The organism is Pseudoalteromonas sp. Isolate3, from assembly GCF_022398505.1.
GTDB lineage: Bacteria > Pseudomonadota > Gammaproteobacteria > Enterobacterales > Alteromonadaceae > Pseudoalteromonas > Pseudoalteromonas apostichopi.
Window position 1 is genome coordinate 1 of the sequence record NZ_JAKEVN010000037.1, and the last position, 24485, is coordinate 24485.

The 24485-nt window shown below is 41.8% G+C and carries 20 protein-coding genes; 8 read left to right on the top strand and 12 right to left on the bottom strand.

What is annotated here, in order from left to right; genetic code table 11:
* Window positions 1-169 precede the first annotated feature (169 nt).
* Both L1D46_RS09450 and L1D46_RS09455 read right to left on the bottom strand, forming a co-directional pair.
* Entirely contained in the window at window positions 170-430 is a 261-nt protein-coding gene (locus L1D46_RS09450; RefSeq protein ID WP_130053001.1) for a hypothetical protein, read from the bottom strand.
* A gap of 359 nt (window positions 431-789) precedes the next feature.
* A complete protein-coding gene (locus tag L1D46_RS09455) occupies window positions 790-1167 on the bottom strand; it encodes a VOC family protein (RefSeq protein WP_130053002.1) in 378 nt (125 codons plus the stop codon).
* A 162-nt stretch (window positions 1168-1329) separates the two neighbouring features.
* On the opposite strand from L1D46_RS09455, the gene L1D46_RS09460 reads away from it, so the two are divergent.
* On the top strand, window positions 1330-3357 hold the full coding sequence (locus L1D46_RS09460; protein WP_130053003.1) for a S9 family peptidase: 2028 nt from the start codon (window positions 1330-1332) through the stop codon (window positions 3355-3357).
* A gap of 785 nt (window positions 3358-4142) precedes the next feature.
* On the opposite strand, the gene L1D46_RS09465 is transcribed toward L1D46_RS09460, so the two are convergent.
* A complete protein-coding gene (locus L1D46_RS09465; protein ID WP_130053004.1) occupies window positions 4143-5744 on the bottom strand; it encodes an isocitrate lyase in 1602 nt (533 codons plus the stop codon).
* Window positions 5745-5969: 225 nt separating this feature from the next.
* On the opposite strand from L1D46_RS09465, the gene L1D46_RS09470 reads away from it, so the two are divergent.
* The gene (locus L1D46_RS09470) at window positions 5970-8147 is read left to right on the top strand and encodes a malate synthase G (protein WP_130053005.1); all 2178 of its coding nucleotides are present in this window, start codon (window positions 5970-5972) and stop codon (window positions 8145-8147) included.
* Between the two features lie 351 nt (window positions 8148-8498).
* Here the strand turns inward: L1D46_RS09470 and L1D46_RS09475 are convergent, their stop codons facing one another.
* The 4 genes from L1D46_RS09475 to L1D46_RS09490 all read right to left on the bottom strand — a co-directional run bounded on the left by L1D46_RS09475 (window position 8499) and on the right by L1D46_RS09490 (window position 13040).
* Window positions 8499-9224 (bottom strand): YebC/PmpR family DNA-binding transcriptional regulator, encoded by a 726-nt coding sequence (locus tag L1D46_RS09475; RefSeq protein ID WP_054553380.1) that lies wholly within the window; start codon window positions 9222-9224, stop codon window positions 8499-8501.
* A gap of 132 nt (window positions 9225-9356) precedes the next feature.
* Window positions 9357-9974, bottom strand: a complete 618-nt coding sequence (locus L1D46_RS09480; RefSeq protein ID WP_130053006.1) for an HAD family hydrolase — start codon at window positions 9972-9974, stop codon at window positions 9357-9359.
* 124 nt (window positions 9975-10098) lie between these two features.
* On the bottom strand, window positions 10099-10602 hold the full coding sequence (locus tag L1D46_RS09485) for a DUF6702 family protein (RefSeq protein WP_130053007.1): 504 nt from the start codon (window positions 10600-10602) through the stop codon (window positions 10099-10101).
* Window positions 10602-13040 (bottom strand): M1 family metallopeptidase, encoded by a 2439-nt coding sequence (locus tag L1D46_RS09490; RefSeq protein ID WP_130053008.1) that lies wholly within the window; start codon window positions 13038-13040, stop codon window positions 10602-10604. Before L1D46_RS09490 ends, L1D46_RS09485 begins: the two co-directional genes overlap by 1 nt.
* A gap of 272 nt (window positions 13041-13312) precedes the next feature.
* Between L1D46_RS09490 and L1D46_RS09495 the strand changes: the two genes are divergently transcribed.
* From L1D46_RS09495 to L1D46_RS09515, 5 genes are all read left to right on the top strand, one after another.
* Window positions 13313-13549 (top strand): hypothetical protein, encoded by a 237-nt coding sequence (locus L1D46_RS09495; RefSeq protein WP_167657327.1) that lies wholly within the window; start codon window positions 13313-13315, stop codon window positions 13547-13549.
* Window positions 13550-13682: 133 nt separating this feature from the next.
* Window positions 13683-13919, top strand: a complete 237-nt coding sequence (locus L1D46_RS09500) for a hypothetical protein (RefSeq protein ID WP_130052326.1) — start codon at window positions 13683-13685, stop codon at window positions 13917-13919.
* Window positions 13920-13988: 69 nt separating this feature from the next.
* Window positions 13989-15221 carry an exonuclease SbcCD subunit D C-terminal domain-containing protein gene (locus L1D46_RS09505; RefSeq protein WP_130052327.1) on the top strand — a complete coding sequence of 411 codons (1233 nt, stop codon included), beginning with the start codon at window positions 13989-13991 and terminating at the stop codon, window positions 15219-15221.
* Window positions 15218-18871: an SbcC/MukB-like Walker B domain-containing protein gene (locus L1D46_RS09510; protein WP_130052328.1), complete on the top strand. Its 3654-nt coding sequence runs from the start codon at window positions 15218-15220 to the stop codon at window positions 18869-18871. Before L1D46_RS09505 ends, L1D46_RS09510 begins: the two co-directional genes overlap by 4 nt.
* Before the next feature lie 9 nt (window positions 18872-18880).
* Entirely contained in the window at window positions 18881-19543 is a 663-nt protein-coding gene (locus L1D46_RS09515; RefSeq protein WP_130052329.1) for a class I SAM-dependent methyltransferase, read from the top strand.
* A gap of 52 nt (window positions 19544-19595) precedes the next feature.
* Here L1D46_RS09515 and ggt read toward each other — a convergent pair whose 3' ends face one another.
* The 5 genes from ggt to L1D46_RS09540 all read right to left on the bottom strand — a co-directional run bounded on the left by ggt (window position 19596) and on the right by L1D46_RS09540 (window position 23700).
* Complete coding sequence (ggt, locus tag L1D46_RS09520) at window positions 19596-21293, bottom strand: gamma-glutamyltransferase (protein WP_130052330.1); 1698 nt, start codon at window positions 21291-21293, stop codon at window positions 19596-19598.
* Window positions 21294-21434: 141 nt separating this feature from the next.
* Window positions 21435-22247 (bottom strand): transporter substrate-binding domain-containing protein, encoded by an 813-nt coding sequence (locus L1D46_RS09525; RefSeq protein WP_130052331.1) that lies wholly within the window; start codon window positions 22245-22247, stop codon window positions 21435-21437.
* Between the two features lie 25 nt (window positions 22248-22272).
* Window positions 22273-22641: a response regulator gene (locus tag L1D46_RS09530; protein WP_130052332.1), complete on the bottom strand. Its 369-nt coding sequence runs from the start codon at window positions 22639-22641 to the stop codon at window positions 22273-22275.
* A gap of 70 nt (window positions 22642-22711) precedes the next feature.
* Window positions 22712-23254 (bottom strand): hypothetical protein, encoded by a 543-nt coding sequence (locus tag L1D46_RS09535; RefSeq protein ID WP_130052333.1) that lies wholly within the window; start codon window positions 23252-23254, stop codon window positions 22712-22714.
* Window positions 23251-23700, bottom strand: a complete 450-nt coding sequence (locus L1D46_RS09540) for a YaiI/YqxD family protein (protein ID WP_130052334.1) — start codon at window positions 23698-23700, stop codon at window positions 23251-23253. Before L1D46_RS09540 ends, L1D46_RS09535 begins: the two co-directional genes overlap by 4 nt.
* A gap of 103 nt (window positions 23701-23803) precedes the next feature.
* Between L1D46_RS09540 and L1D46_RS09545 the strand changes: the two genes are divergently transcribed.
* On the top strand, window positions 23804-24337 hold the full coding sequence (locus L1D46_RS09545) for a lipocalin family protein (protein ID WP_239977456.1): 534 nt from the start codon (window positions 23804-23806) through the stop codon (window positions 24335-24337).
* Window positions 24338-24485 lie beyond the last annotated feature (148 nt).

Below are 24485 nucleotides of genomic sequence, written 5' to 3' on the forward strand. Positions count from 1 at the left end.
GTATAGGAGCAGTGTAATGAAAATAAGCGGAAGTTGGTAGGAAATCTCGCTGCCAGCTTTCAGCCGTCAGCCATCAGTTTTTGTAGGCGTGAAATTTATTTCGCGCGAAGTGCCGGCTGTTCGGCGATGCAGCGGCGCGCCATGCAAGCATGGCGCCTACAAGAAACGATTATTGGTCTGTTCTGCTAACGATTTCGTAGCCTTCAGCTTCATAATCATTGATGCATTTTTGAAATTTATTTTGAAGTTTTATTTCATCGAAATAGCCAAGTGAGTATACATCACACTTTACTTTCATATGTTCACTGTTTTCCAAAACCGCATTAAGTTTAAGCTCAGCAAAACCAAATTTATAGGCTAATTCTGTGAACTGTGAATACAGAACCAAAAGCAGTACAGCAAGAAGGGTAAGCGTTAGTGTATTTTTCATTTTTATTTCCTTTAAAAGTGTTGGTAAAAAGTCTGGAGCAATTATCGAACCAACAATATAACTTCATATAAATCAATACAATGAGAGATTAAAGCAAAAGCATAGTTGATATTTTCACCAATAAATAGTGAAAAAGACAACTTTTCCCTAAAATAAACACAATATGGTGATAATGCTTGTTTTAAAGTACTAGAAATGAGCTTCGAGGTGTGTGAAAGATAGGCGAGAAGCGAGATAGGAGGTGCTTTAGCGCCGAACAAAAGCCTCCTGATTCTCTGCTTAAGGTAATCCCACGGTTTTCTTGTAAACGTGAAATTTATTTCGCGCGAGGGTTCTAACTTTCCCCTTGCTAACTCCCCTCACCCATGCGTAAAACAAAACACATTAAGTTTGTTACCGTCTAGGTCTCTAAAGTATCCCGCATAAAAGCCCGGCATTTCACGTGGGCCGGGAGCGCCTTCGTCAGTGCCACCTAGTTCTATGGCTTTTTTATAAAAGGCATCTACTTGGGCTGGAGTTTCGACTGCCAGAGCGATCATAGTACCGTTACCAACTGTGGCTTTTTCATCATTATGGGGTTTAGTAACCGCAAAACCGGGCTTATCTTGACCTGTACTCCATGCGACAAAGCGATCAGTTTCTAAGAAGCGCTCGGCGTTTAGAGTGGCGAACAATTCATCGTAATACTTTACTGCTTTAGCTAGGTTGTTAGTGCCTAACATGATGTAACCTATCATTGTGTGCTCCTTACATTTAAAAGTGTCTTTACTCAACATAAAAGGGAAATGACCATCTGTCTATTGATTTCTTCATTCATCGCAATGGACTATATTTCTTATGGTTGTTACTTTATAACAGGTCAACACGCCCTAATCTCTGCTCACTAACAAGGAAATAAAATGAAGTTTAAAACATCTTTAGCACTGCTTGCAGCAGCTAGCTTTTACAGCCACGCAGAAGCTAGCAATACCTTTGACCTCGAAAATGTTTTTGATCTTGAATACGCCAACCAAATAGAAATGACAAAAAATGGCGATACAATTTACTTTGTGCGTAATCGCATGGATATCAAAAGCGACCGTAAAGTCAGCAATATTTGGTCAGTAAACCCAGATGGTAAAACCATGCTACCGCTAACGTCTGGCGTGCATATGGATTACTCTCCGGTGCTGTCACCGGATGAAACTCGCTTAGCGTTTATTTCTACCCGTGATGGTAGCAGCCAAATCTATGTAAAATGGTTAAAAACCGGTAACGTAGCGAAAATTAGTAACCTAACGCAAAGCCCTGGTGGATTAACTTGGACACCAGATGGCAAGCAATTGGTGTTTAGCCAGTTTGTACCAGCAAAATCAGCAAGCCCTGTGTCATTACCGGGTAAGCCTGAGGGCGCTAAGTGGGCAGAGCCAGCTAAATATATTGACGATACTTATTACCGTGCCGATGGCGGTGGCTACTCTGAAAAAGGCTATCGTCACTTTTTTATCATCAGTGCAACTGGCGGCAATGCACGTCAATTAAGCTCAGGTGATTTTGATCACGGCGGAGCAATCAGCTTTAACGAGCAAGGCGATGCGTTCTATTTTTCGGCTAATCGTTATGAAAACAACGAACTACACCCAACTGAATCTGAAATCTATAAACTTAGTTTAGCGGATCGTTCAATTACCCAAATAACAAACCGTAAAGGCCCAGATTCACGCCCTAAAGTCTCACCAAATGGTCGTTACCTTGCATACACAGGCTATGACGACAAAAAGACTAACTATGAAAATAACGACATTTATTTACTTGATTTAAATTCAGGTAAAACCTCAGTGCTCACTGCTGATTTAGACCGTAGCGTCGAAAGCATAAAATGGGATGATAGTGGCAGAGGTCTTTATTTTAGCTACGATAGCGAAGGTAAAACACACCTAGCTTACCAACCTCGTAGTGGTAAACATAAAGTGATTACCTCAGAGATTGGTAGTGTCGCCTTTGGCCGTCCGTATTCGGGTGGTGACTTTGACGTGAGCGAAGATGGTGAAGTTGCATTCACACTTGCAGATACCCAACGCCCAGCTGATGTAGCACTAATTAAGCGCGGTAAAACAGCGCGTTTAACGCAATTAAACGAAGATGCGCTGGGCGACAAAGAACTCGCTAAGGTTGAAGAAATTTGGGTTAAGTCAAGCCACGATGGCTTGGCTATTCAAGGTTGGGTTGCTTACCCACCAGGTTTTGATAAAAGCAAAAAGTACCCACTTATTTTAGAAATCCACGGTGGTCCTGTTGCAAACTATGGCCCTCATTTTAGCCCTGAAGTGCAATTATATGCAGCCAAAGGTAACGTTGTGCTTTATATGAACCCACGCGGCAGTGATTCATACGGTAAAGAATTTGCGCAAACAATTCATCATAACTACCCAAGTAATGACTTTGATGACTTGATGACAGGTGTTGATGCTGTCATCAATAAGGGCTTTATTGATGAGAGCAAATTGTTTGTTACCGGCGGTTCAGGCGGTGGTGTTTTAACAGCATGGATTGTGGGCCATACAGACCGCTTTGCAGCAGCGGTAGTTGCTAAACCTGTCATCAATTGGATCAGTTTTGTACTAACTGCTGACTTCTACCCTTTCTTTGCTGATTATTGGTTCCCTGGTAAGCCATGGGACAACATTGAGCATTACATGAAGCGCTCACCAATAAGCTATGTTGGCAATGTTAAAACACCAACCATGCTGTTAACCGGTGAATCAGACTATCGCACCCCAATTTCTGAAACCGAACAATTTTACCAAGCCTTAAAGCTACAAGGTGTTGATACAGCGATGGTGCGTATTCCTAATGCCTCACATGGTATTACCGCTCGCCCATCAAACCTGATGACTAAAGTAGCCTATATTCAATGGTGGTTTGATAAAAACAGTGGAAATAATTAACGACATCGAGCGAAGCGAGAACATTTCGTTTGCACAAGGTGAACGAATTTCGTGACGCAGTTTCGTTTAACTTATCTCAAATTGCATTAAGCGCGGCTTTATGCCGCGTCATTTAATAAAACTATAACGCGGGGTAAACCCGCTGCTACTTTCTCCTTTCTAACTTTTGAATTTCAATCTGATAGCTGACGGCTGAAAGCTGACAGCTTTCTTTTCTCTGTAAACCCCCTTTACACTTAAAATGTGATTAACTCCTTACATACTTTTCTCAAATATCGGACATTACCCAAAAAGCAGTTAGTAAAAAATCGGTTTATAGCCAAAATCAGTAACTTGAGTTAGTAAAAAATCGGTTTGTGCCGCTAAAAACCTAGCTTCAGTTAGTAAAATTTTGGTTTGTAAGGGTATGGAGTTGGTAAAAAATCGGTTTATGGCTTGGGTGAGTTAATAAAAAATCGGTTTATAAATCGCTAGATTCTACAAAACAACATTAAATTGCCGTTTATATTACCCATTTTTAACCATTCTAGAGGCTGTACTCAGGCAATAAGCCCTAAATTAAAGCTCATAAGACGGAGGTAGTTAAATCCTGATCTAAAATTATGAGGCTGGTAAATGCGTGATCTGTATTTTTATAAAGCTAGTAAATGGCTGATCCAAGACTTGGTTAAATAGTGATCCGAACCTACGAGATGCGAGTCTGAAAGCTGATAGCTACAAATGAAAAAGGGCCCGAAGGCCCCTAACAACATTATTGAATAGCTATAAAGGAAATTACAACTTGGTTAGAACTGGTTCATGGTATTTGCTTCACCACCGGCTTTAAGCGCATTTTCACCAGAGAAGTACTCTTTATGAGTATCACCAATGTTAGAACCTGCTAGGTCTTGGTGTTTCACTGATGCTTGCTCACGGCGGATTTCTTGACGTTGTACGTCACGAACATACGCTAGCATCCCTAGGTCGCCGAAATAGCCTTCTGATAGAATATCAGTGCTTAGCGCCGCTGTATGGTAAGTTGGTAGCGTGATTAGGTGATGGAAGATACCCGCTTCACGTGCACCATCTTTTTGGAAGTTTTGCACAAGTACGTCTGCTGCCGCTGCAAGCTCTGTGTCATCCATTTCTGGTGCCATTAATGCCTTATTATCATCGATGCTTGGGTAAGCAGATAAGTCTTTACCTTGCGCTTGCCACTCAGCATATACTTGCTCACGGAATTTAAGTGTCCAGTTGAACGACGGTGAGTTGTTGTATACCAGCTTAGCATTTGGTACTTGCTCTTTAACGCGGTTAACAAGCTCAGCGATTTGTTTAACGTTAGGCTTTTCTGTTTCAATCCACAGTAAGTCTGCGCCTGATTGTAAGCTAGTTACACAGTCTAGAACTACGCGGTCTTTCTCTGTGCCTTCACGGAACTGGTATAAACCATTATCTAAACGTGTTGGTTTGCAAAGTTGACCATTAAGTTTCATTGCTGTGTCGCCTTCATTTAAGTCATCCACACTGTTTACTGGTGTTGTTTCAAGGAACGACGTGTATTGGCTAGCAAGGTCGCCAGGTGTTTTAGATACAGGCACTTTTTGAGTAAGGCTTGCACCTAGTGAGTCTGTACGAGCAACGATGATACCGTTATCAATACCAAGCTCTAAGAATGCGTAACGAACTGCGTTAATTTTTGCTAAGAAATCTTCATGCGGTACTGTTACTTTACCTGCTTGGTGACCACATTGTTTTGCGTCAGATACTTGGTTCTCGATTTGGATAGCACATGCACCTGCTTCAATCATCTTTTTAGCCAGTAGGTAAGTTGCTTCTTCGTTACCGAAACCCGCATCGATATCAGCAATAATTGGCACAACATGGCTTTCGAAGTTATCGATTTTATTTAGCACAGCTTGAACGTCACCGCCGTTTGCTTTCGCTTCGTCTAGGTCTTTATAAAGGTGGTCAAGTTCACGTGCATCAGCTTGCTTTAAGAAGGTGTAGATTTCTTCGATTAGCGCTGGAACAGATGTTTTTTCATGCATACTTTGGTCAGGTAATGGACCGAACTCAGAGCGAAGTGCCGCAACCATCCAGCCACTTAGGTAAACGTAGCTGCGTTTAGTTGTTTTGTTATGACGTTTAATTGCCATCATCATTTGTTGTGCAGTGAAACCATGCCAACAACCTAATGATTGTGTGTATTGGCTGTGGTCAGCATCGTATGCAGCCATGTCTGCACGCATAATGTCTGCAGTGTATTGTGCGATGTCTAGACCCGTACGAAAACGGTTTTGTAAGCGCATACGGCTTGCGTATTCTGGGTTGATTGACTGCCACGTTTTGCCTTGTGTTTGACATAAAGTAGCTAGGTTATCTGTTTCGCGTTGATATGTTGTCATAATAAAATCCTTCGAACGGGTTATCTATTTTTGTTAGTGAGAGTGGCTACTTGGCGTTTGCTTCGTAGCGCTTAATTCAACATTAGGCGGATTTTAAGGATTTAGTAAATTTATAGTTGTTATTGCCACTATATATCTAGTGAATGACAAATAGCCTGCTTATTAGCCTTTTTTACGATATGGTTTAGCCATGAATGATCAATTTAAGCTCGTTTAAAGGACATTATTATGACCACTCTCTCACTTAACGGTTTAAGCGTTGATCAACAACTAGCACAGTTTGTTGAGCAGCAACTTTTACCAGGAACAGGCATTAGCACAGACACCTTTTGGCAAGGTTTTGCTGAAATCGTCAATGAATTAACGCCAATCAATCGTGCGCTTTTAGAAAAACGCGAACAACTGCAAGCTAAGATTGATGACTATCACAAGCAGCAACCGGTATGGGATGCAGCTAACTATCAAGCATTCCTTGAGGACATTGGCTACCTAGTTCCCGAGCCAGCTAGCTTCAGCATAGAAACAGAACAGGTCGAGCCTGAAATCGCTAGCACTGCGGGGCCGCAGCTTGTTGTGCCTGTGAGCAACGCACGCTTTGCCTTAAACGCAGCGAATGCCCGCTGGGGCTCTTTGTATGATGCGCTGTATGGCACCGATGTATTAAGTGAAGATGACGGCGCAGAGAAAGGCTCTACATACAACCCTGTACGTGGCTTTAAAGTAATGGCTTATGCCCGCCAGTTCCTTGATAAAGCATTACCTTTAGCAAATGGCTCGCATATCGAAAGTACTAGCTATTCAGTGGTTAACAATGAACTTTTAATAACATTACGTGACAGCAGCCAGGTTCGCCTAGCAAACCCTGATCAACTTATCGGTTACCAAGGTGAAGCGCAAAACCCAACCGCTATCTTACTGAAAAATAATGGCTTACATATTGAACTGCAAATCGACCATCATCACCCAATAGGTCAAGCTGATAAAGCAGGCCTTAAAGATGTGCTACTTGAAGCAGCCTTAACAACGATTATGGATTGTGAAGATTCAGTTGCCGCTGTCGATGCCGAAGACAAAGTAAACGTATATCAAAACTGGCTTGGTTTAATGCAAGGTAACCTAGTAGAAGCATTTAACAAAGGCGGTAAAACCATTGAGCGTCGTTTAGCACAAGACCGCCAATATCAAGGTGTGAATGGTGAAACACTTACGCTAAAAGGCCGTAGCATGATGTTTGTGCGTAACGTTGGCCACTTAATGACAACCCCTGCAATCCAAGATAGTGAAGGCAATGACGTGTTTGAAGGCATTATGGATGCCATTATCACCAGCACAGCAGCTCTTCATGACTTAAAAGGTACAAGTAGCCTAAAAAATTCAACGGCTAATAGCATTAATATTGTTAAACCAAAAATGCACGGTCCAGAAGAAGTGGCATTCACTAATACATTATTTACCCGCGTTGAGCAGCTATTAGGCTTGCCTGAAAACACAATTAAAATGGGTATTATGGATGAAGAACGCCGCACTTCAGCTAACTTAAAAGCCTGTATTTTCGAAGCGAAAAAACGTGTTGTGTTCATTAATACTGGCTTCTTAGACCGTACCGGTGACGAAATTCATACTTCGATGCAAGCTGGTGTTGTACTGCCAAAAGGCGCTATCAAACTTGAGCCTTGGATCAGCGCATATGAAGATCGCAATGTTGATATTGGGCTTGCTACAGGACTAAGTGGTAAAGCACAGATTGGTAAAGGTATGTGGCCAATGCCAGATAAGATGGCATTAATGATGGAACAAAAAAGTGGTCACCCGAAAAGTGGTGCAAATACCGCATGGGTGCCCTCTCCGACAGCTGCAACCCTACATGCAATGCATTATCACGATATAGATGTGTTTGCCTGTCAAAAATCGCTTATGGACCGCAAAGAAGCAAGCCTTACCAGCTTACTCACTCCACCGCTTATGAAAGATGCAAGCAGCTTAAGCAAAGAAGATATTCAAGCCGAACTTGATAACAATGCACAGGGTATTCTAGGTTATGTTGTACGTTGGATTGACCAAGGTATTGGCTGCTCTAAAGTACCAGACATCAATCATGTTGGTTTAATGGAAGATCGTGCCACACTGCGGATTTCAAGCCAACACATGGCTAATTGGTTGTATCATGGCGTTTGCTCTGAAGAGCAAATTAGAAAAACTATGGCGCGTATGGCAAAAGTTGTTGATGGTCAAAATGAAGGTGATCCAGCCTACAAGAATATGGCAGATTCTGCCGAAACGTTAGCACAAAGTGTGGCTTATCAAGCAGCGCTAGCCCTTGTACTAGAGGGAGTTAAACAACCTAGTGGCTATACTGAACCATTATTACATGCGTTCCGTATAAAGTATAAGTCGTTAAATTAGCCACTACACAACTCCCCTTCGAGTTTCATGTGTCGTTCCTAGCAGCCTAAGGGCTGCTTTTTTTTGACTAATATCAATTGATACCAATCCGCAATAATACTTAATTATTTTGAGGGATTAAACCTGTCGCTACCTGCGTTAAAAATTTCTGATTTAGAACAACTAAATAACGAAATTTTTGCCTTGTTATCAACAAGGTTTTATTGCCTCAAAATAGACCATTAAATTAAGCGTATTGGTATAAACTCATAACGACAGTGAATACTCATCATTCACGGCATAATAAAAATCTATTAAAAAAGGGGGATTTGTTACCAAATCCCCCTTTTTTACATGCTAATTTCTTAAAAATTAGTTTTTGACAATCGCATTGTGATAAACGTTTTGAACGTCATCACAGTCATCAAGCATAGAAATAAACTTTTCAAAGTTTGCGATATCATCTGGATCAGTGATGTCAGTATGAACTTGTGGAACAAACGTAATCTCGTCTACTTCAAAGTTAATACCTTCAAATGCTTCTTCCAGTGCTGTTTTTGCTTTGTAGTACTCTGTATGAGGAGCGAATACTGATACTTTGCCGTCTTCTACTTCTACATCTGTTACGTCTACATCCGCCATCATCAGCGCTTCTAGCACGACTTCGTCGTCATCACCTTCAAAGCCTAAAACAGCTAAGTGATCGAACATATGGGCTACACAACCAGGTGTGCCAATTTTTGAATCTGTTTTTGTGAACGGTAAACGTACATCTTTGATAGTACGGTTAGGGTTATCAGTTAAACAGTCAACAATAACCATACAATTACCAGGACCGTAACCTTCATAACGTGCTGGTGAATAGTCTTCCCCTGCCCCACCGGCTGCTTTTTTGATCGCGTTATCGATTACATGTGCTGGAACTTGGTCTTTCTTGGCACGCTCAATAATACGCTTTAGCGCTTGGTTAACTTCTGGATCTGGTTCGCCATTTTTAGCAACTACGTAGATTTCTTTTCCGTATTTAGAATTTACTTTTGTTTTTGCATTGGCTGTTTTAGCCATGGCGTTTTTGCGGACTTCAAATGCTCTGCCCATCTTATGCCTCTATGAATACATTTGATAATTGCCGATATTTTAGCAACTCATGACCGCTTGGGCTAGTACTAGGACATTTTGAAAAATAAAAAACTAACAATTAATCTCGGGAAAAATAAAAAACAAGGCTATTTAACATAACACCTTATTTTCTTGGAATGAGTCAACCAAAATAGGTAGTTCTGAAAAGTGATGCATTACATAATCAGCTTGATTTGCGTATTCGGGAATTTCGTCTGGTGCATATAAACAAGCTCGCATATTAGCATTATGGGCTGCTTGTATATCAAATAAATAATCACCAACATAGAGTAACTCTGACTGGTCAAGTTCCCATAATGTAGCAATGGCATTTAAAGCACTTGGGTCAGGCTTAGCTGGCGCATCAGAGCGAGTTAACACTGTTTCTATAGGTAAGGGGTTATTCTTTAATTTAATGGCAGCAGCCCGATCGTAATTACGGGTAACAATAGCCATTGGGATATTATTTTCTTTTAGCCTGGTAATAGCTTCAGCAACACCAGGCAATAAATGAGCGTGCTGAGCATCAATAAGTTCATGTTGATGGACAATATTCATTGCTTCTTCACGCATGTAAGGCGAAGGTAATGATGCAATATAAGCGAGTAAGTCATTCTCGATAGGACAACCTACCTGTGCTTTAATTAACGAAAAATCTAACTCCGATGAAACCAAAGTACCATCTAAATCAAAAATTACGCCACGGATTTTATTGTCATGGATAGTCATATAAATCCCTGTATATGAGAATTGGGAAAATTTTGAAGCCCACTAATAAGATAGTTTACGAAAGAAGTTAATTAAAGGATCAAAGGATTAAAAAAGTAACTTTTTTAATCCTTTAGGATTGCTATTACTCTGGATTTACCGATTCAAACCTTGCTTCAAGCCAGGTATCATCTTGGCTAAAGGTCAGTGTTTTTACCTTACCTTTACCTTCAATATTAACCATATTCACTTGTGCCGGCCAAAGATCGCGAAGTGCACCGTTGCTCATGCGTATGCCATGAATCCCTTCTGGTATCGTGACTTCTTGATAAACCCAAAAGAATTTACCATCAACTTGCGCACCTACATCTTTTAGCTCAAGTGGCTTGCCATCTAAAGTTTGCAGAGCAATATGTGACTCAACGTAGTCAGCAAAACGCTTCTGATCTTCTTTATTAGATAGGATATCAGCATTGCCATCAAATAAATGTTCAACGGCGTGCTCTGTATCGTGTAAATAAAAACGATGCATCAGCTCTATGTTGTTAGTGCGTTTATTAAATAGCACAGTTGTCACAGACGCTTTTAACTGGTGCGCCATGCTTGGCGCACTCAGTATTAAAGCAAAAATAATGGCCGCGAAGCGCATTATTGTTGCTCCTGGGCATCTTTTTCGTCGTCCTTTTTCAGCTCAGTTTTAATATCTTGCATGATATCGCGGCTAACTTTCGCTTTACTCTTTTCACGTTTGTACACTTCAATGCGTGATGGAATAATACGACGCGGGTAGTTATTGTTTTCTACATCAACGTCCGCTGTTTCCCAGCGCGGATCGACTGTAACAGACACTAGGTTTTTACCTTTATCGGTTACAATTAGCTTTTGTACATGCTTGTGGTTACGACGCCAGATTTCAGCCGGAATGTACTTTTCTTCTTTCGTACCATCTTCATAAGTAAGCTCTAATAAGATAGGCATTACTAAGCCACCTAAGTTTGAGAACTCAAGTACGTAGTAGTTTTTATCTTCTTTGATTGCACGCTCAAACGTTTTACGTTCCCAAGGCTCTAAACCTTTAAGGAATTTGTTATAAGCGTTACGCTCTTTGTTAGTTACTGTGAAGCGGTCGTTTTCGTCGTAGAAGTCAGTCACATCAGGATTTTCTTCAACCCATAGTTTTTTACCTTCTTCTTTATTACGTTTTACGAATAACGGCATTGGCTTGTCTGCTTCGATATCACGTAAACGATTAAAGTCGATATCAGGGTTTTTCGTATCTAAACGCAGTTGGTAAACCTTGTCTAGCGAGATATCAACGTGATCTGTGGTGTAGAACCAACCACGCCAGAACCAATCTAAGTCAACACCTGACGCTTCTTCCATTGTACGGAAGAAATCAGCAGGAGTAGGGCGCTTGTACTTCCAACGCTGTGCATATTCTTTAAATGCAAAGTCAAATAGCTCTCGACCAAGGATCACTTCACGTAAAATGTTAAGTGCGGCAGCAGGCTTAGTGTAGGCATTAGGACCTAAACGTAATACGCTGTCAGACTGGGTCATAACTGGTACTTGGTTTTCAGACTTCATGTATGCAACAACATCGCGAGGCTCAACACCCCAAGGAATTGTGTGGTCCCACTCACGACCAGCAACACCATCTAAGAAACTGTTAAGGCCTTCATCCATCCACGTCCATTGACGTTCATCAGAGTTAACCACCATAGGGAAGTAAATGTGACCTACTTCGTGGATAACAACGCCGATTAAGAAACGTTTTTCTGCTTGTGAGTAAGTACGTGTGCCGTCGTCTTGTAAATCAGTTCGCGGACCATTGAAGGTGATCATAGGATACTCCATACCACCTACAGGGCCATTGACTGACTGAGCCACTGGATAAGGGTAGTCAAACGAGAAGCGCGAATACACTTCCATTGTATGAACTACAGCTTCAGTAGAGTACTTCTTCCAAAGGTCGCCACCTTCTTTCGGGTAGAAAGACATCGCCATAACTAATGGCTGATCTTTACCACCTTGATGATAGCCTTTGGCATCCCACATAAATTTACGCGAAGACGCCCACGCAAAGTCACGTACGTTCTCAGCTTTAAAATGCCATGTTTTAGTTTTATCGGTGCCTTCTTTCTCGTTTTCTAACGCTTCTTCTTCAGTCACGATGAAAACAGGGCGCTTAGCATCTTCAGCTTGCTCAAGGCGCTTACGCTGCGTGCTAGTTAGAACACGGCTTGGGTTATCAAGTTTACCAGTTGCAGATACAATGTGATCAGCAGGAACGGTTAACTCAACGTCATAGTTACCAAATTCAAGAGTAAACTCACCACTACCTAAGAAGGCTTTATTCGTCCATGCTTCATAATCAGTGTAAGCAGCAAGACGAGGGAACCATTGCGCTAATAAAAAGATATCATTGCCATCTTCTTCAAAATGTTCATAACCCGAACGTGCACCAACGGCATCTTCTTCAACAATGTTAAAGGCGAAGTCCATGCTGAACTCAACGTCTTTACCCGGTTTAAGCGGTTCGTTTAAGTCGATACGCATTAATGTATCTACTACAGTAACTTTAAGCTCTTTTCCGTCTTCGTCTTTAACATTGGCGATTTGATAACCCAGCTCGTTGTCGGCCATAAATTGCTGACGACGTAGCTGTCCTAAACTCAATTTAGTTGATTTTGGCTGAGGGTCACCTTGCAATGTTTTACCATTAAAAGTTGATGTCATTTCAGCAATTGAGTCAGATTTAAAGATATTTTGGTCTAGTTGTAACCAAAGATACTTTAAAGTGTGCGGCGAGTTATTTTTATACTCGATAGTTTGGCTTGCTGTTAAGCGGCGTTTCTTTTCATCAAGCTTTGCATCAATTTCGTAGTTTACTTGCTGTTGCCAGTAATGCTCAGCAGGTTCACCTGCTGCACTACGGTAAACGTTTGGAGTTGGAAGTGCTTCATCTAGCTGACGGAACTTGTCAACGAATGAGCCTTTAGTTTGCTCAACAGATGACGCCATGACAGCTGAAGATACTGCTAAAGGCAATACCAAAGCACTCAACTTGAGAACTGCTTTTTTCATTGTTAATCCTGTAATTAATTTGCAAGCATACCATCGCAAACTGCTAACAAAGTTGCAATAAAATAACGATAAAGCGCGGTATTTTTCGGGTAGTATTCGATGTTTTACTGAGGTCCTATTTTTCACAAAAAAAATAGCTTCGATTAACTTCCTGTAAACCCCCTTTACAAAACACTGGTTAATTTTAGTTCAGCACTAATTCATCCCAAAGTATTACAGTTAATAAGTAAATACTCTGCTTAAATTCTAGTTAATGATGAAAGGGTGATTAGATGAAGTTTTATATTGTAAAAAAAGACTCTCGTTTAGCAGCCATTCCTGCTCAAGAATCGATTCTAAACGAGTACAAAGAACGCGGATTTGAATTTGTTGAAGTCATTGCTGCATGCGATGAGTCAGATGCATTGTCTCGAACCACTCCAAGTGTAACTGGGTCTAAAAAATGGTTAATTTACCCTACTGCACTAGTAATTTTATCCTTAATTGCCATTATTTTTGCAATAAATTAAATTTTGCGACATTTGCTATTGAAATTCACTGCCATTTGTATTTAAAATCGCCCACTTTTTTGATTTTGGGGTCTGTTGTGCGTTTGTTCAAACCCCAAATGTTTTGGTAATCAGCATAGAATTCGGTGAGCTTATGGATTTCTATATCCTAAAAAAACAACAAGAACTAATTGCAATTCCAGCGGACGAACAAAATTGTAAACAGTACCTAGATTCAGGGTATTTTTATATCGACAAAGTAGCGGCATGTAATGAAACAAATGCCCTTAAAATATTGCAAGCTAAGCAAACAAAAGCACTTAAAGTACCTTTGATAATGGCATTATTAGCTCTGCCTATGGTGATTTTTGCTTGGTATAGCTTAAGTTAACAAACCAGGCTGGGCATCTTGCCTCAGCTTAGGTATATTGGCGCTCTTACTAAATAATAAGAGCGTTTAATGAAAGTCCTTCATACATCTGATTGGCATTTAGGCCAACAATTCTACGAGCACTCCCGATTCGATGAACATCAAGCATTTTTTGCTTGGTTAACCGATACGCTTGTGTCAGAACAGATCGACTTACTACTGGTTGCGGGTGACATTTATCATACGGCAACGCCACCTGCCAGCGCAGAAAACCAACTCTACCAATTTATTAAAACCACTAAGCAGCATTGCCCAGACTTACACATAGTGATTATTGCTGGTAACCATGATTCAGCAAATCGAATTATGGCGGCAAAGCCCTTATTAGCTCAGTTTGATACCCATGTTGTTGGCCGCTTTGATAGCAACGCTCCTCATGAAGTAGTACTGCCAATCAGCACAAAAAACGGCGATGCGAATGTTGTTGCCATGCCATTTTTACGTAGCAGTGATTTAAGCAGCTATAACCGCCAACAAGAGCAACCATTAAGTTATAACCAAGCAGTTGCCCTTGCCTACAAAGATGCATTACAAGCAACAAGCGAATTACCAAACGCGCCATTAATTGCCATGGGTCATTTACATGCAAAAGGCGGAGACATCTCATCTGACTCTGAACGTAACTTAGTCATTGGTGGTGAAGATGCGATATCGGCAAGCATATTTACTGAACAACCTGATTATGTCGCGCTAGGGCACCTTCATAAAGCTCAAACCGTCGCGAAGAAAGAGACTATTCGCTACAGTGGCACGCCATTGCCAATGTCATTTTCTGAAAGGCGTTATCAACATCAAGTTGTAATTGTTGAGCTTAGTGACTCAGGAACTTCTGTAAACCCCCTTTACATTCCTAGCTTTTGTAAAGTCATGTTGCTACCAGAAAAAGACTGTGTGCCACTGAACGAATTATGTGAGCTTATAAAACAGCTCGATTTAACGGATGAAGATTTAGCGCCGTATCTTAGGGTTAAATTGGGCGCCCATGACACTGACACCACTTTTAGAGAACAAATAGAACAAGCCCTTGAAGGTAAGCAGGTTAAGTTTTGTGGCATTGAAAGGGTGCGACATCAAAGCAGCCAGCAAGACGATGAACAAACCTTATTTGAAGATGTCTCGCAAATTGAAGCGCTGAACCCACATTCACTTTTAGAGCAAGCATTTGCAAATAATAAAGATATGGCAGGGCAGGCTGTGCCAAAAGAACTAGAAAGCTTATTAAGCCAAGTGATCGATGAATTGAATGCGGAGGATCTACTATGAAAATTTTAGCGATTCGTGTTCATCAACTCGCCTCTATCTTAGACGCCGAAGTCGACTTTAGCACTTCGCCTTTAAAAGAGGCGGGGTTGTTTGCCATCACAGGTGATACAGGCGCGGGGAAAAGTACTTTGCTTGATGCTATTTGCTTAGCGCTTTATAACAAAACAGCAAGATTACGCGGCGATACAGGCAATAAAATTGACTTTAACGGCGACAATATCAAACTCAATGACTCGCGAAATTTATTACGCCGTGGGGCAGGGCAGGGCTTTGCCGAAGTCGACTTTATAGGCCAAGATAAACAGCAGTATCGAGCAAGATTAAGCTTTAGCCGAGCGCGTAATAAAGCTGATGGCAAGTTACAGCCCGCACAACATAGCTTGCACTCATTACCTGATGAAATCCTGATCGCTGACAGAAGCGCGGCAGGTAAAGAGATCGAGCGTATTATTGGTTTGAGCTTTGAGCAGTTCTCTCGAGCAGTGCTGCTTGCGCAACATGAATTTGCAGCGTTTTTAAAAGCAACCGGTGATGAGCGTGCGCAATTACTTGAATGTTTAACAGGCACAGATAAATTCAGCCGTATTGGTCAGCGTATTTTTGAGCGCCACCGTGAGCAGCAGCAATCGTTAGAGCAGTTAAAGTTAAGTTTAAGTAATTATCAGGTTTTAAGCCCTGAAGAGGTCGAAACTAAACAAGCTGAGCAAACGGCGCTTGAGGCAAAACTTGCTGAGTCACAAAAACAAATAAAGCAATTCGAACAGTACCAAACCTGGTATAAGCAAGCATCTCAGCAGCAACAACAGCTAAACCAAGCTGAGCAAGCAAAACAAGAGTTACAACAGCAATTAGAAGCCCTTGCTGAAAAAGCCACTGAAGCGAAACAAGCTCAGCAATGCCTTGAAATAAAAGATAACCGCGAACGCGCCGCTACAATTACAGCCCAACAAGGTCAGCTAACCCAAAATCGTGAGCAGCTATTAAACGTTGACCATAAAGCACTGATCAAAGATGCTGAGCAAACGCTTGAAAAGCAAACCGCGCAACTAAACCAAGCAAAGCAAGCACAAAAAGACGCGCAACCTCTTATTAGTCAGGCCCGAGAGTTAGATAAGCAACTTGCCGTATTAAACCAGCAAGCAGCGACGCAAAAAGTACAAGCGGATAAAGCAAAGCACCATCATAAAGAGCTGACTAATACACTAAATAGTCATAAAGCAGAGCAGCAAAAACAGCTTGAGCAACAAGCACACATTAATAGCTACTTAGAAACACACGCACAGTGGCAGCCTTTAGCAAAAGACTGGTCATTCTTTAAAAGTGAGCTAAGCCGCTTTAGTCAGCAACAGCACACAATTAGCCAATCACAGCAAAACGTAAAAGCTCTTCAACCTAAAATTGATGAGCAGCAAGCAGCCGCGCAGCAGTGCAAAACCCAGTTTCAAACCCTTGAGCAAGAAATTAAGCGCTTAAATGAACAAGATGCCGCCTTTAAATCGAGTTTAAATACCCAATCAATGGCGGATATTGATGCGGGGCTTGAGGCGATTAAGCACCTGATTGAAAAGCGCCAAGTGTGGCAAACTAATCAGCAGCAGTTAAAAAACTGGCAAACCCAGCTAAACACATTAAGCCAAACTGAGCAGCAACTACAAACGGCATTAAAAGATGCTCAGCAAGGGGCAGAGCAAGCACAGCAACAGGTTTCGCTTTGTGAGAAAAATTTACAGCAAGTGCAGTTAAGAGCCAGTGAGGGAGTCAGCCAGTTACGTGCCACTTTAAAAGCAGGGGAGCCTTGCGCGGTATGTGGCTCAAAAGAACACCCCTTTATGCATGAAGAAATGGTTAGCGAGCAATTTAGCCAGCTTATTAACGACTTTACCAGGGAGCTAACTAACGCCAAACAGCATTTAAAAGCTCAGCAAGCATTACAGCAAACTAAAAGTAATGAGCTGGCGGCATGTAGCCAACAGATAAGCTCGTTAAGCGGGCAAATCTCAGAACTGAGCGCTCAACAACAGAGCCTCAAAGAAACCATGGCAGCTAGCCGTACTGAGCTAAATGATTTAACCGAAGATCAGTTAAGTGAGCGTCAGCAACAGCTCAGCCTGCAAAAACAGCAATACTACAAAACCCTCGAGCAGCAACAGCAGCTGCAAAACACACTTACGGCTAAGCAAACTGAATATAATCAGCAAGGGCAAGCGCTACATAGCAAAGAGCAGCAATTAAACGAATTGCAACAACAGCTAAATAATCTGCAAACACGTTTAAATGAGCTCAATGATGAGCATCAGCAGCTCTATACGACACTAAATCAACAGTTCACCAGTGCACCTTGGTGGCACGCATTAAATGAACAAAGTATTTCTCTAGAGAACATCGCTGAACATGTTAAGGCCTATCAAGCTTCGCTACAAACTGCAGATGAGCTTAAAGCTAGCTTAAAAACGATTGAGCAGCACCTTGCTCATTTAACGCCGCAGCTTAACGAAGCAAATGCCTCTTTAACTCATTGCAACGAGCAACTAAGCCAAACTCAAAACGAACTAACGCAGATACAATCAAAGCGCGAGGGCTTATTGAGTAACGCTGCAATTTCGGTAGATGAGTTTATTGCAGAGCTAGAAAAGGCGATAGATTCAGCGCAGCAAGCACTACAACTTGCCCAGACAACCCATAGTCATGCGGTAAAGGCGCGTGACGAACAAGCCATTCAAATCGCCAATATTGACGAGCGTGAGAAAGAACTAAACGCTGAACAAGCAGCGCTTAATGAGCGCTTTTGCGTTTGGTTTAACGATTTTAAAGCGCAGCATCCAAACTTGGATGAGCAAGCAATTAGTCAGCTATTAACGATAAGCCCTACTGAAATCAAGCAAACTCTGGCTGAATATCACTCCGCCGAAAGCGGCTTAAAAGACGCTGAAGCTCTTTTAAAACAACGACAACAGGCTCTGGCTCAACATCAAAAAGATAAGCCAGCTCTGGGAGAAGGTGAGCTGCAAATACAACTTAATCAGGCCACAGAGCAACAAGTGCAAACGAATAACGCATTATTGCAAGTTGCGACGGAGCTTAAAACCCATCAACAAAATAGCCAAGCGCTGGCTGATAAACAAAAGCTATTAGTGGAACAACAAAGAAGCTATGAGCACTGGTATCTACTCAATAAGGTGCTAGGAGATGCAAGCGGTAAAACCATGCGTAATCTAGCGCAAACACAAACCTTAAAAATACTTCTGCACTACGCGAATAGCCACTTACAGACACTAAACAAACGCTACAAATTAACAGCCATAGGACAAACACTCGATATCGCAATTATCGATAAAGACATGGCCGATGAGCAGCGCTCTGTAAATACGTTATCTGGCGGCGAGTCATTTTTAGTGTCGTTAGCACTGGCATTAGGTCTTGCATCGTTGTCGTCAAATAAAGTGCAAATAAACTCTTTGTTTATCGACGAAGGGTTTGGTACTTTGGATAGTGAAACGTTAAGCATCGCGATGGATGCTCTTGATTCTCTGCAAGCACAAGGTCGCAAAGTGGGCGTTATTTCTCACGTATCGGAAATGACCGAACGCGTTGCCACGCAAGTGCATGTGGCGAAAAAACCAGGTGGTTATTCGACCATCTCAGTTATTTAAAGGATTAGCATGCCAACTTTTAATCACGAAGAAGCAAGTCACTACGACGAACGTATTTTGCGCCTAGTTCCAGGTTATGAGCTATTACATCAAGCAACCGCCGCCCAACTGGCAACAACGCTGAGCGATGATGCGTGCATTTTAGTTGTTGGAGCCGGAACAGGTAAGGAAATCATCGAATTAGCAGCATTAAACCCTAGCTGGCAGTTTATTGCTCAAGATATTTCACAAGACATGCTCGATATTGCCGAGCAGCAGTTTGGTCAGCATAACATCAGCGACCGCGTGACTGTACACTGCGGTGATATCAACGACATCGACAGCCAATGTGACGCAGCATTGTGTTTATTGGTAATGCATTTTGTTGAGGATAACGGCGACAAAAAAGCGCTATTAAAAGCGGTTCACAGCAAACTTAAAAAATCGAGCAACTTATACATTGCCGATTTAATGCGCCCAGAATCTGCTTTTGAACGTGAATCACAGCTACAGCTTTGTACACAGTTAGGTTTAACCGAAGCCGGCGTAGAGCACACGCGCCACAATCTAGAGCACGAGTTTTATCCATTAGACCGAATTCGTTTTTCAGAGTTAATGAATGAAACCCGATTCAGCACCCCAAAACAGTATTTTAAAGTGCTGGGTTTTACAGGGTATGTGGTTGGGAGTTAGCTACTTTACGGAGCTGACGGCTGATAGCTGACAGCTCTTTTAAATTCCGAGCCTAATACCCCGCGGCCTGTCCGTCTTTACGGGTTTCGGATGCGCCGTAATAAACGCCGGTTTTAGGGTCTTTCAATATAGCTTGATAACCACCGTATGGGCCAACGGCGTCTTGTAAGGTGTGGCCTTTTTTCATTAACTCGCGGCGGGTTTCCATCGAAAAGCCTGACTCTAAACTAACAAAACCACCGTCTTCCATAATCTCACCGGTTGGTTGCGATGAACCTGTGTGCAGAATACGCGGTGCATCACCGGCTTCTTGGAGGTTCATGCCAAAATCAATCATGTTGATAAGTATTTGAGCATGCATTTGTGGCTGTGTTGCACCGCCCATCACGCCATAACTCATATATGGCTTGCCATCTTTGGTGACAAACGCAGGAATGATTGTATGAAATGGTCGTTTGCCTGGCTCATATTGGTTCATGTGGCCTTTTTTAAGCGCGAACATTTCACCACGGTTTTGCAATACAAAGCCTAATTTGGCAGGTGTCATACCTGAACCCATGCCACGGTAATTACTTTGAATAAGTGAAACCATGTTGCCGTCTTTATCGGCGGTCGTCATATAAATGGTATCGCCTTCTACTGGGCCTGCATGGTCGCGTTTTGCGGCTTTGTTAGGGTCTATCAGTTTACGTCTTTGGTCAGCATATTGCTGCGAAATAAGTGTTTGTACGGGAATGGTGTTAAACGCTGGATCGGCGTAGTACTTTGCACGATCAGCAAACGCGAGCTTTTTCGCTTCAACAAAGGTGTGTACGTATTCTGGGCTATCAAAACCCATTGCTTTGATATCGTAACCTTCAAGAATATTCAAAATTTGCTGTGCAGCAATACCTTGACCATTTGGTGGCAATTCCCAAAGCGTATACCCCCTATAATCGGCGCTCACAGGCTTAACCCATTCACTATGGTGCGCAGCTAAATCTTCATAGGATAAGTAGCCGCCGTTTTCTTTCATGTAGCGACCAATTTCTTTAGCTATATCGCCTTTGTAAAAGGCATCGCGGCCGCCTTTGGCAATTTTGCGATAGGTATTTGCAAGGGCAGGGTTCTTAAATATATCGCCTTTTTCAGGCATTGCTCCATCAGGCATGTAAACATCTTTAAAACCCGGGTATTTACCACGCGCAGCTACACTTTTTTGCATGTAATAGGCAATCAGTTCCGACACAGGGAAGCCATTTTCGGCATAGTCGATAGCAGGTTGTAATAGCGTTTTCATTGGCGTTTTGCCGAACTTTTTGTGCAATTCAAACCAACCATCAACAGCACCAGGTACCGACACTGGCAAGGGCCCATAAGCAGGAATATAGTCCCCCTGTGCTTTTAAAGTATCAAAAGACAAGCCTTGTGGTGAACGACCAGAGGCATTTAAACCGTAAAGTTGCTTAGTTTTGTTATCCCAAACAATGGCAAACAAGTCGCCACCAATTCCACATCCTGTTGGCTCAACAAGGCCAAGCACTGCGTTTGCTGCAATCGCCGCATCAATGGCATTTCCACCTTCTTTTAATACTTGTAAGCCCACTTGCGTAGCTAACGGCTGTGATGTTGCAACCATACCTGATTGTGCGATGACTTCAGAACGACTTGCAAAGTTATGTCCTGTGATGCGATCGTAAGCTTGAGTAGCGCCTGTTGTACCTAAGCATATAGCGAGCACTAAGCTTTTAATGAGTGGAGTTGGTTTCATAGTTTTTGCCCTTTTTATTGTATTAATCACTATAAAAAGCAATTAAAAATGAGGCAATGGCTTTGCGTTCGAGTGCGAAAAATCGCGATTGACTTCAAAAATAAGAGAAGTTGCGGATATTTTACCTAAAAACAATCCAAATTAGTAAATAGCAGAGCCATTTAAGCACGGCTGCGCAACTGTCGATACTTCGCCGTGAGAATGCATCTCCTCTGCTACAAACTCATCAACAATTCGGTCTATTTGATCTTCTTGCTTCATGGTATCAAGCGCTTTTTGCAGTGCAGTGATCACCTCTAGCGACGTATTTTTGTTAAGCGCTAAGTAATTACCCACTAAAGCAGGGTGCTTAAGCTCAAATACCGGTGTTACTTGTTCTGGATTCATACCCACATTCATCAATTGTGATGAAAGAGTAAGAGACGAGCCAATCAGCAAGTCATGCTTACCTTGCTTAAACATTTTTAGCTCTTCAAACTTTTTTGAGTAAGTTAAAAATTGCTGGCCTTCAGTTAGGTTAAAATCAGCTAGAACGGTTTGATATACATCACCACGAGATACGCCAATGGTGTAGTTTTGCAACGACTGAGTACTCGTTACTTTAATGTCGTTGCGGTTATTTAAACGGTATAAACAAGAATGCCCAGATACCAAAGGGCCAACCCAATAAAATTGAGTTTCTCGCTTTGCGGTACGCGAAGTAGAGTAAATTCCTGCATTCGGTTGGGCGAGCGTTTGTGACATTGCGCGCTTCCAAGGCAATACACTAAACGTACAGCTCAACTTGGCTCTTTCGCACAAAGATTCCATGATTTTGGTGTTAATACCTGTGATTTGATTGTGCTGCACAAAGTTATAGGGTGGAAACACTTCGGTGTATAAAGTCAATTGTTCAGCACTTGCCACTGCTGTGCTTACTGTGAATAAACTCACTATTGTTAAATGCTTAAACATCGCTCTTAACTCCAGTTTTTGCTGGTTATTCTGGTTTAACAATTCGACTTAACTGCTTTTGCAGCGTATTTAAACAAAATGGTTTGATAATAAAGCCGTTTACTCTTGCTGTAATCATCTCGTTGACCGTTTGCTTACTATCTTCGCACGTCACCATAAGTACGGGTAAATCTCTAAGTACAGAGGATTCACGAATATGATTAAGCAAGCATTTACCATCCATTTTCGGCATGTGTAAATCAGTTATTATCAGGTCAAAGCTTTGCTTTTCTAGTAAATCTAACGCTTGCGCGCCATCAGTCGCCTCTGTTATATCCTTATAGTTTAACCTACGCAACATGTTTATAAGCACATGGCGCATCAAGGGCATGTCATCGACGACCAGTATTTTCATCTGAAGTACTATTAATTTTTGCGGTATTCTAAGCTTAGTTTGCTAACTCAATAACGCAATAAACTAGAAACTAAGAGAAAATATCTGCGACTAACTGACTAAGACGTGCGATTTTAATATTGCTTAACTGACGGTAATCAAAATAAGGGCAGACAATCACTTTATCTGATTTACTAATAGCAAACTCATCATCAAGCCAAGTTAGCTGACTACTGAGAAGCCCATCATTGATAAGCTTTTTGGCATAGGTTCGCCCAGCAACAATATGTAATTGCTTTGGTTTGTCTAATAACGGCGGGCTAAACAGTAATGCCGTTTGACTATGTGCTTGTAGCAGTTGTTCATCGCGAAAAGTCTGCCAGTCAGGTGCGCATTTAGCAAAATCATAATATTCACTTGGTAGTGCAAACAGCACTTTGCCATACACGTTAAAAACTTTACGCCAACCATTTCCGCATGCTTGGTTTATTTCGTTAATTTGGCCGGTTTGCATTACATGTAAATGGTCAAGCTGTTGCCAAGCAGGCATTGGCGGGCGTTTTTCTATATAAACAGCGACTTTAAACGCCTCATCACCAAAACCGATTAGCGCTCTGCTATTAGCGACACTCATGACTTTTTAGCTAGAATTCGGTCTAGGTTATTAGCAAAGTTCTGGCGATCAGCTTGGCTTAACGGCGGTGGGCCGCCGGCCATTTCAACGCCACTAGAGCGCATTGTATCCATAAAGTCACGAACGTTTAAACGTGAGCGAATATTTTCAGTTGTATATAACTCACCGCGAGGGTTGAGCGCTTGGGCACCTTTTTCGATAACTTCTGCAGCCAAAGGGATATCACCGGTGATCACCAAATCACTCGGCTCAATGCGCTTAACGATTTCGTTGTCAGCAATATCAAAACCCGAAGATACCTGCAAACGGCTAATATACTTTGAAGGGGGCACTCGCATCGCATGGTTCGCCACTAATGTGGTGAAGGTTTGTGTGCGCTCTGCGGCACGAAATAATATTTCTTTAATAACGACGGGGCAGGCGTCTGCATCAACCCAAATCTTCATACTGTTCTCACTTTAATTTTTGACTTTAATAGTTTACCGTAATTGAACTAAATTAGTGCCATTAACGTATTAATTTGTTTGATTTTTAAAAGGGAGTAAAAGCGTGCAAACATCATTAAAGCTAATCGGAATTTTATGTATCACAGCTATTTTATCTGCGTGTACAGGAGTGCCAGACGATATCAAACCCGTCGATAACTTTGAGTTAAACAAATACACAGGAACTTGGTACGAAATTGCACGTTTAGATCATTCATTTGAACGCGGCCTAGAGGGTATTACTGCCGAATACTCGATTAACCCAGATGGCAGTGTGAAAGTTATCAATAAGGGATACAGCGCTGAAGATCAAGAATGGCAGCAAGCTGAAGGTAAAGCGAAATTTGTCAAGCAACAAGACATAGGCCACTTAGAAGTATCATTCTTTGGGCCATTTTATAGCTCTTATGTAGTGTTCGAATTAGATAAGCAAGATTATCAATACGCTTATATCACTGGCTATAACAAAGAGTATTTATGGTTTTTGTCACGCACCCCTAACGTTACAGAACAGCAAATGCAGGACTTTATAAACACAGCAAAAAAATATGGTTTTAAAACAGACGAGCTTATTTATGTTGACCATAAGAGCTTGTAAAGGGGCTTTACAACTGTCTTTAAACTATCACGAATGTGCAACACAACTGTAATGGAGGATGAGCATAATACTCACCATTAAATTGTAGCAACATGTGATCCCCAATTTAATCCCCTGCTTGGGTAGGCATTGCCTACCCATTTTTTTA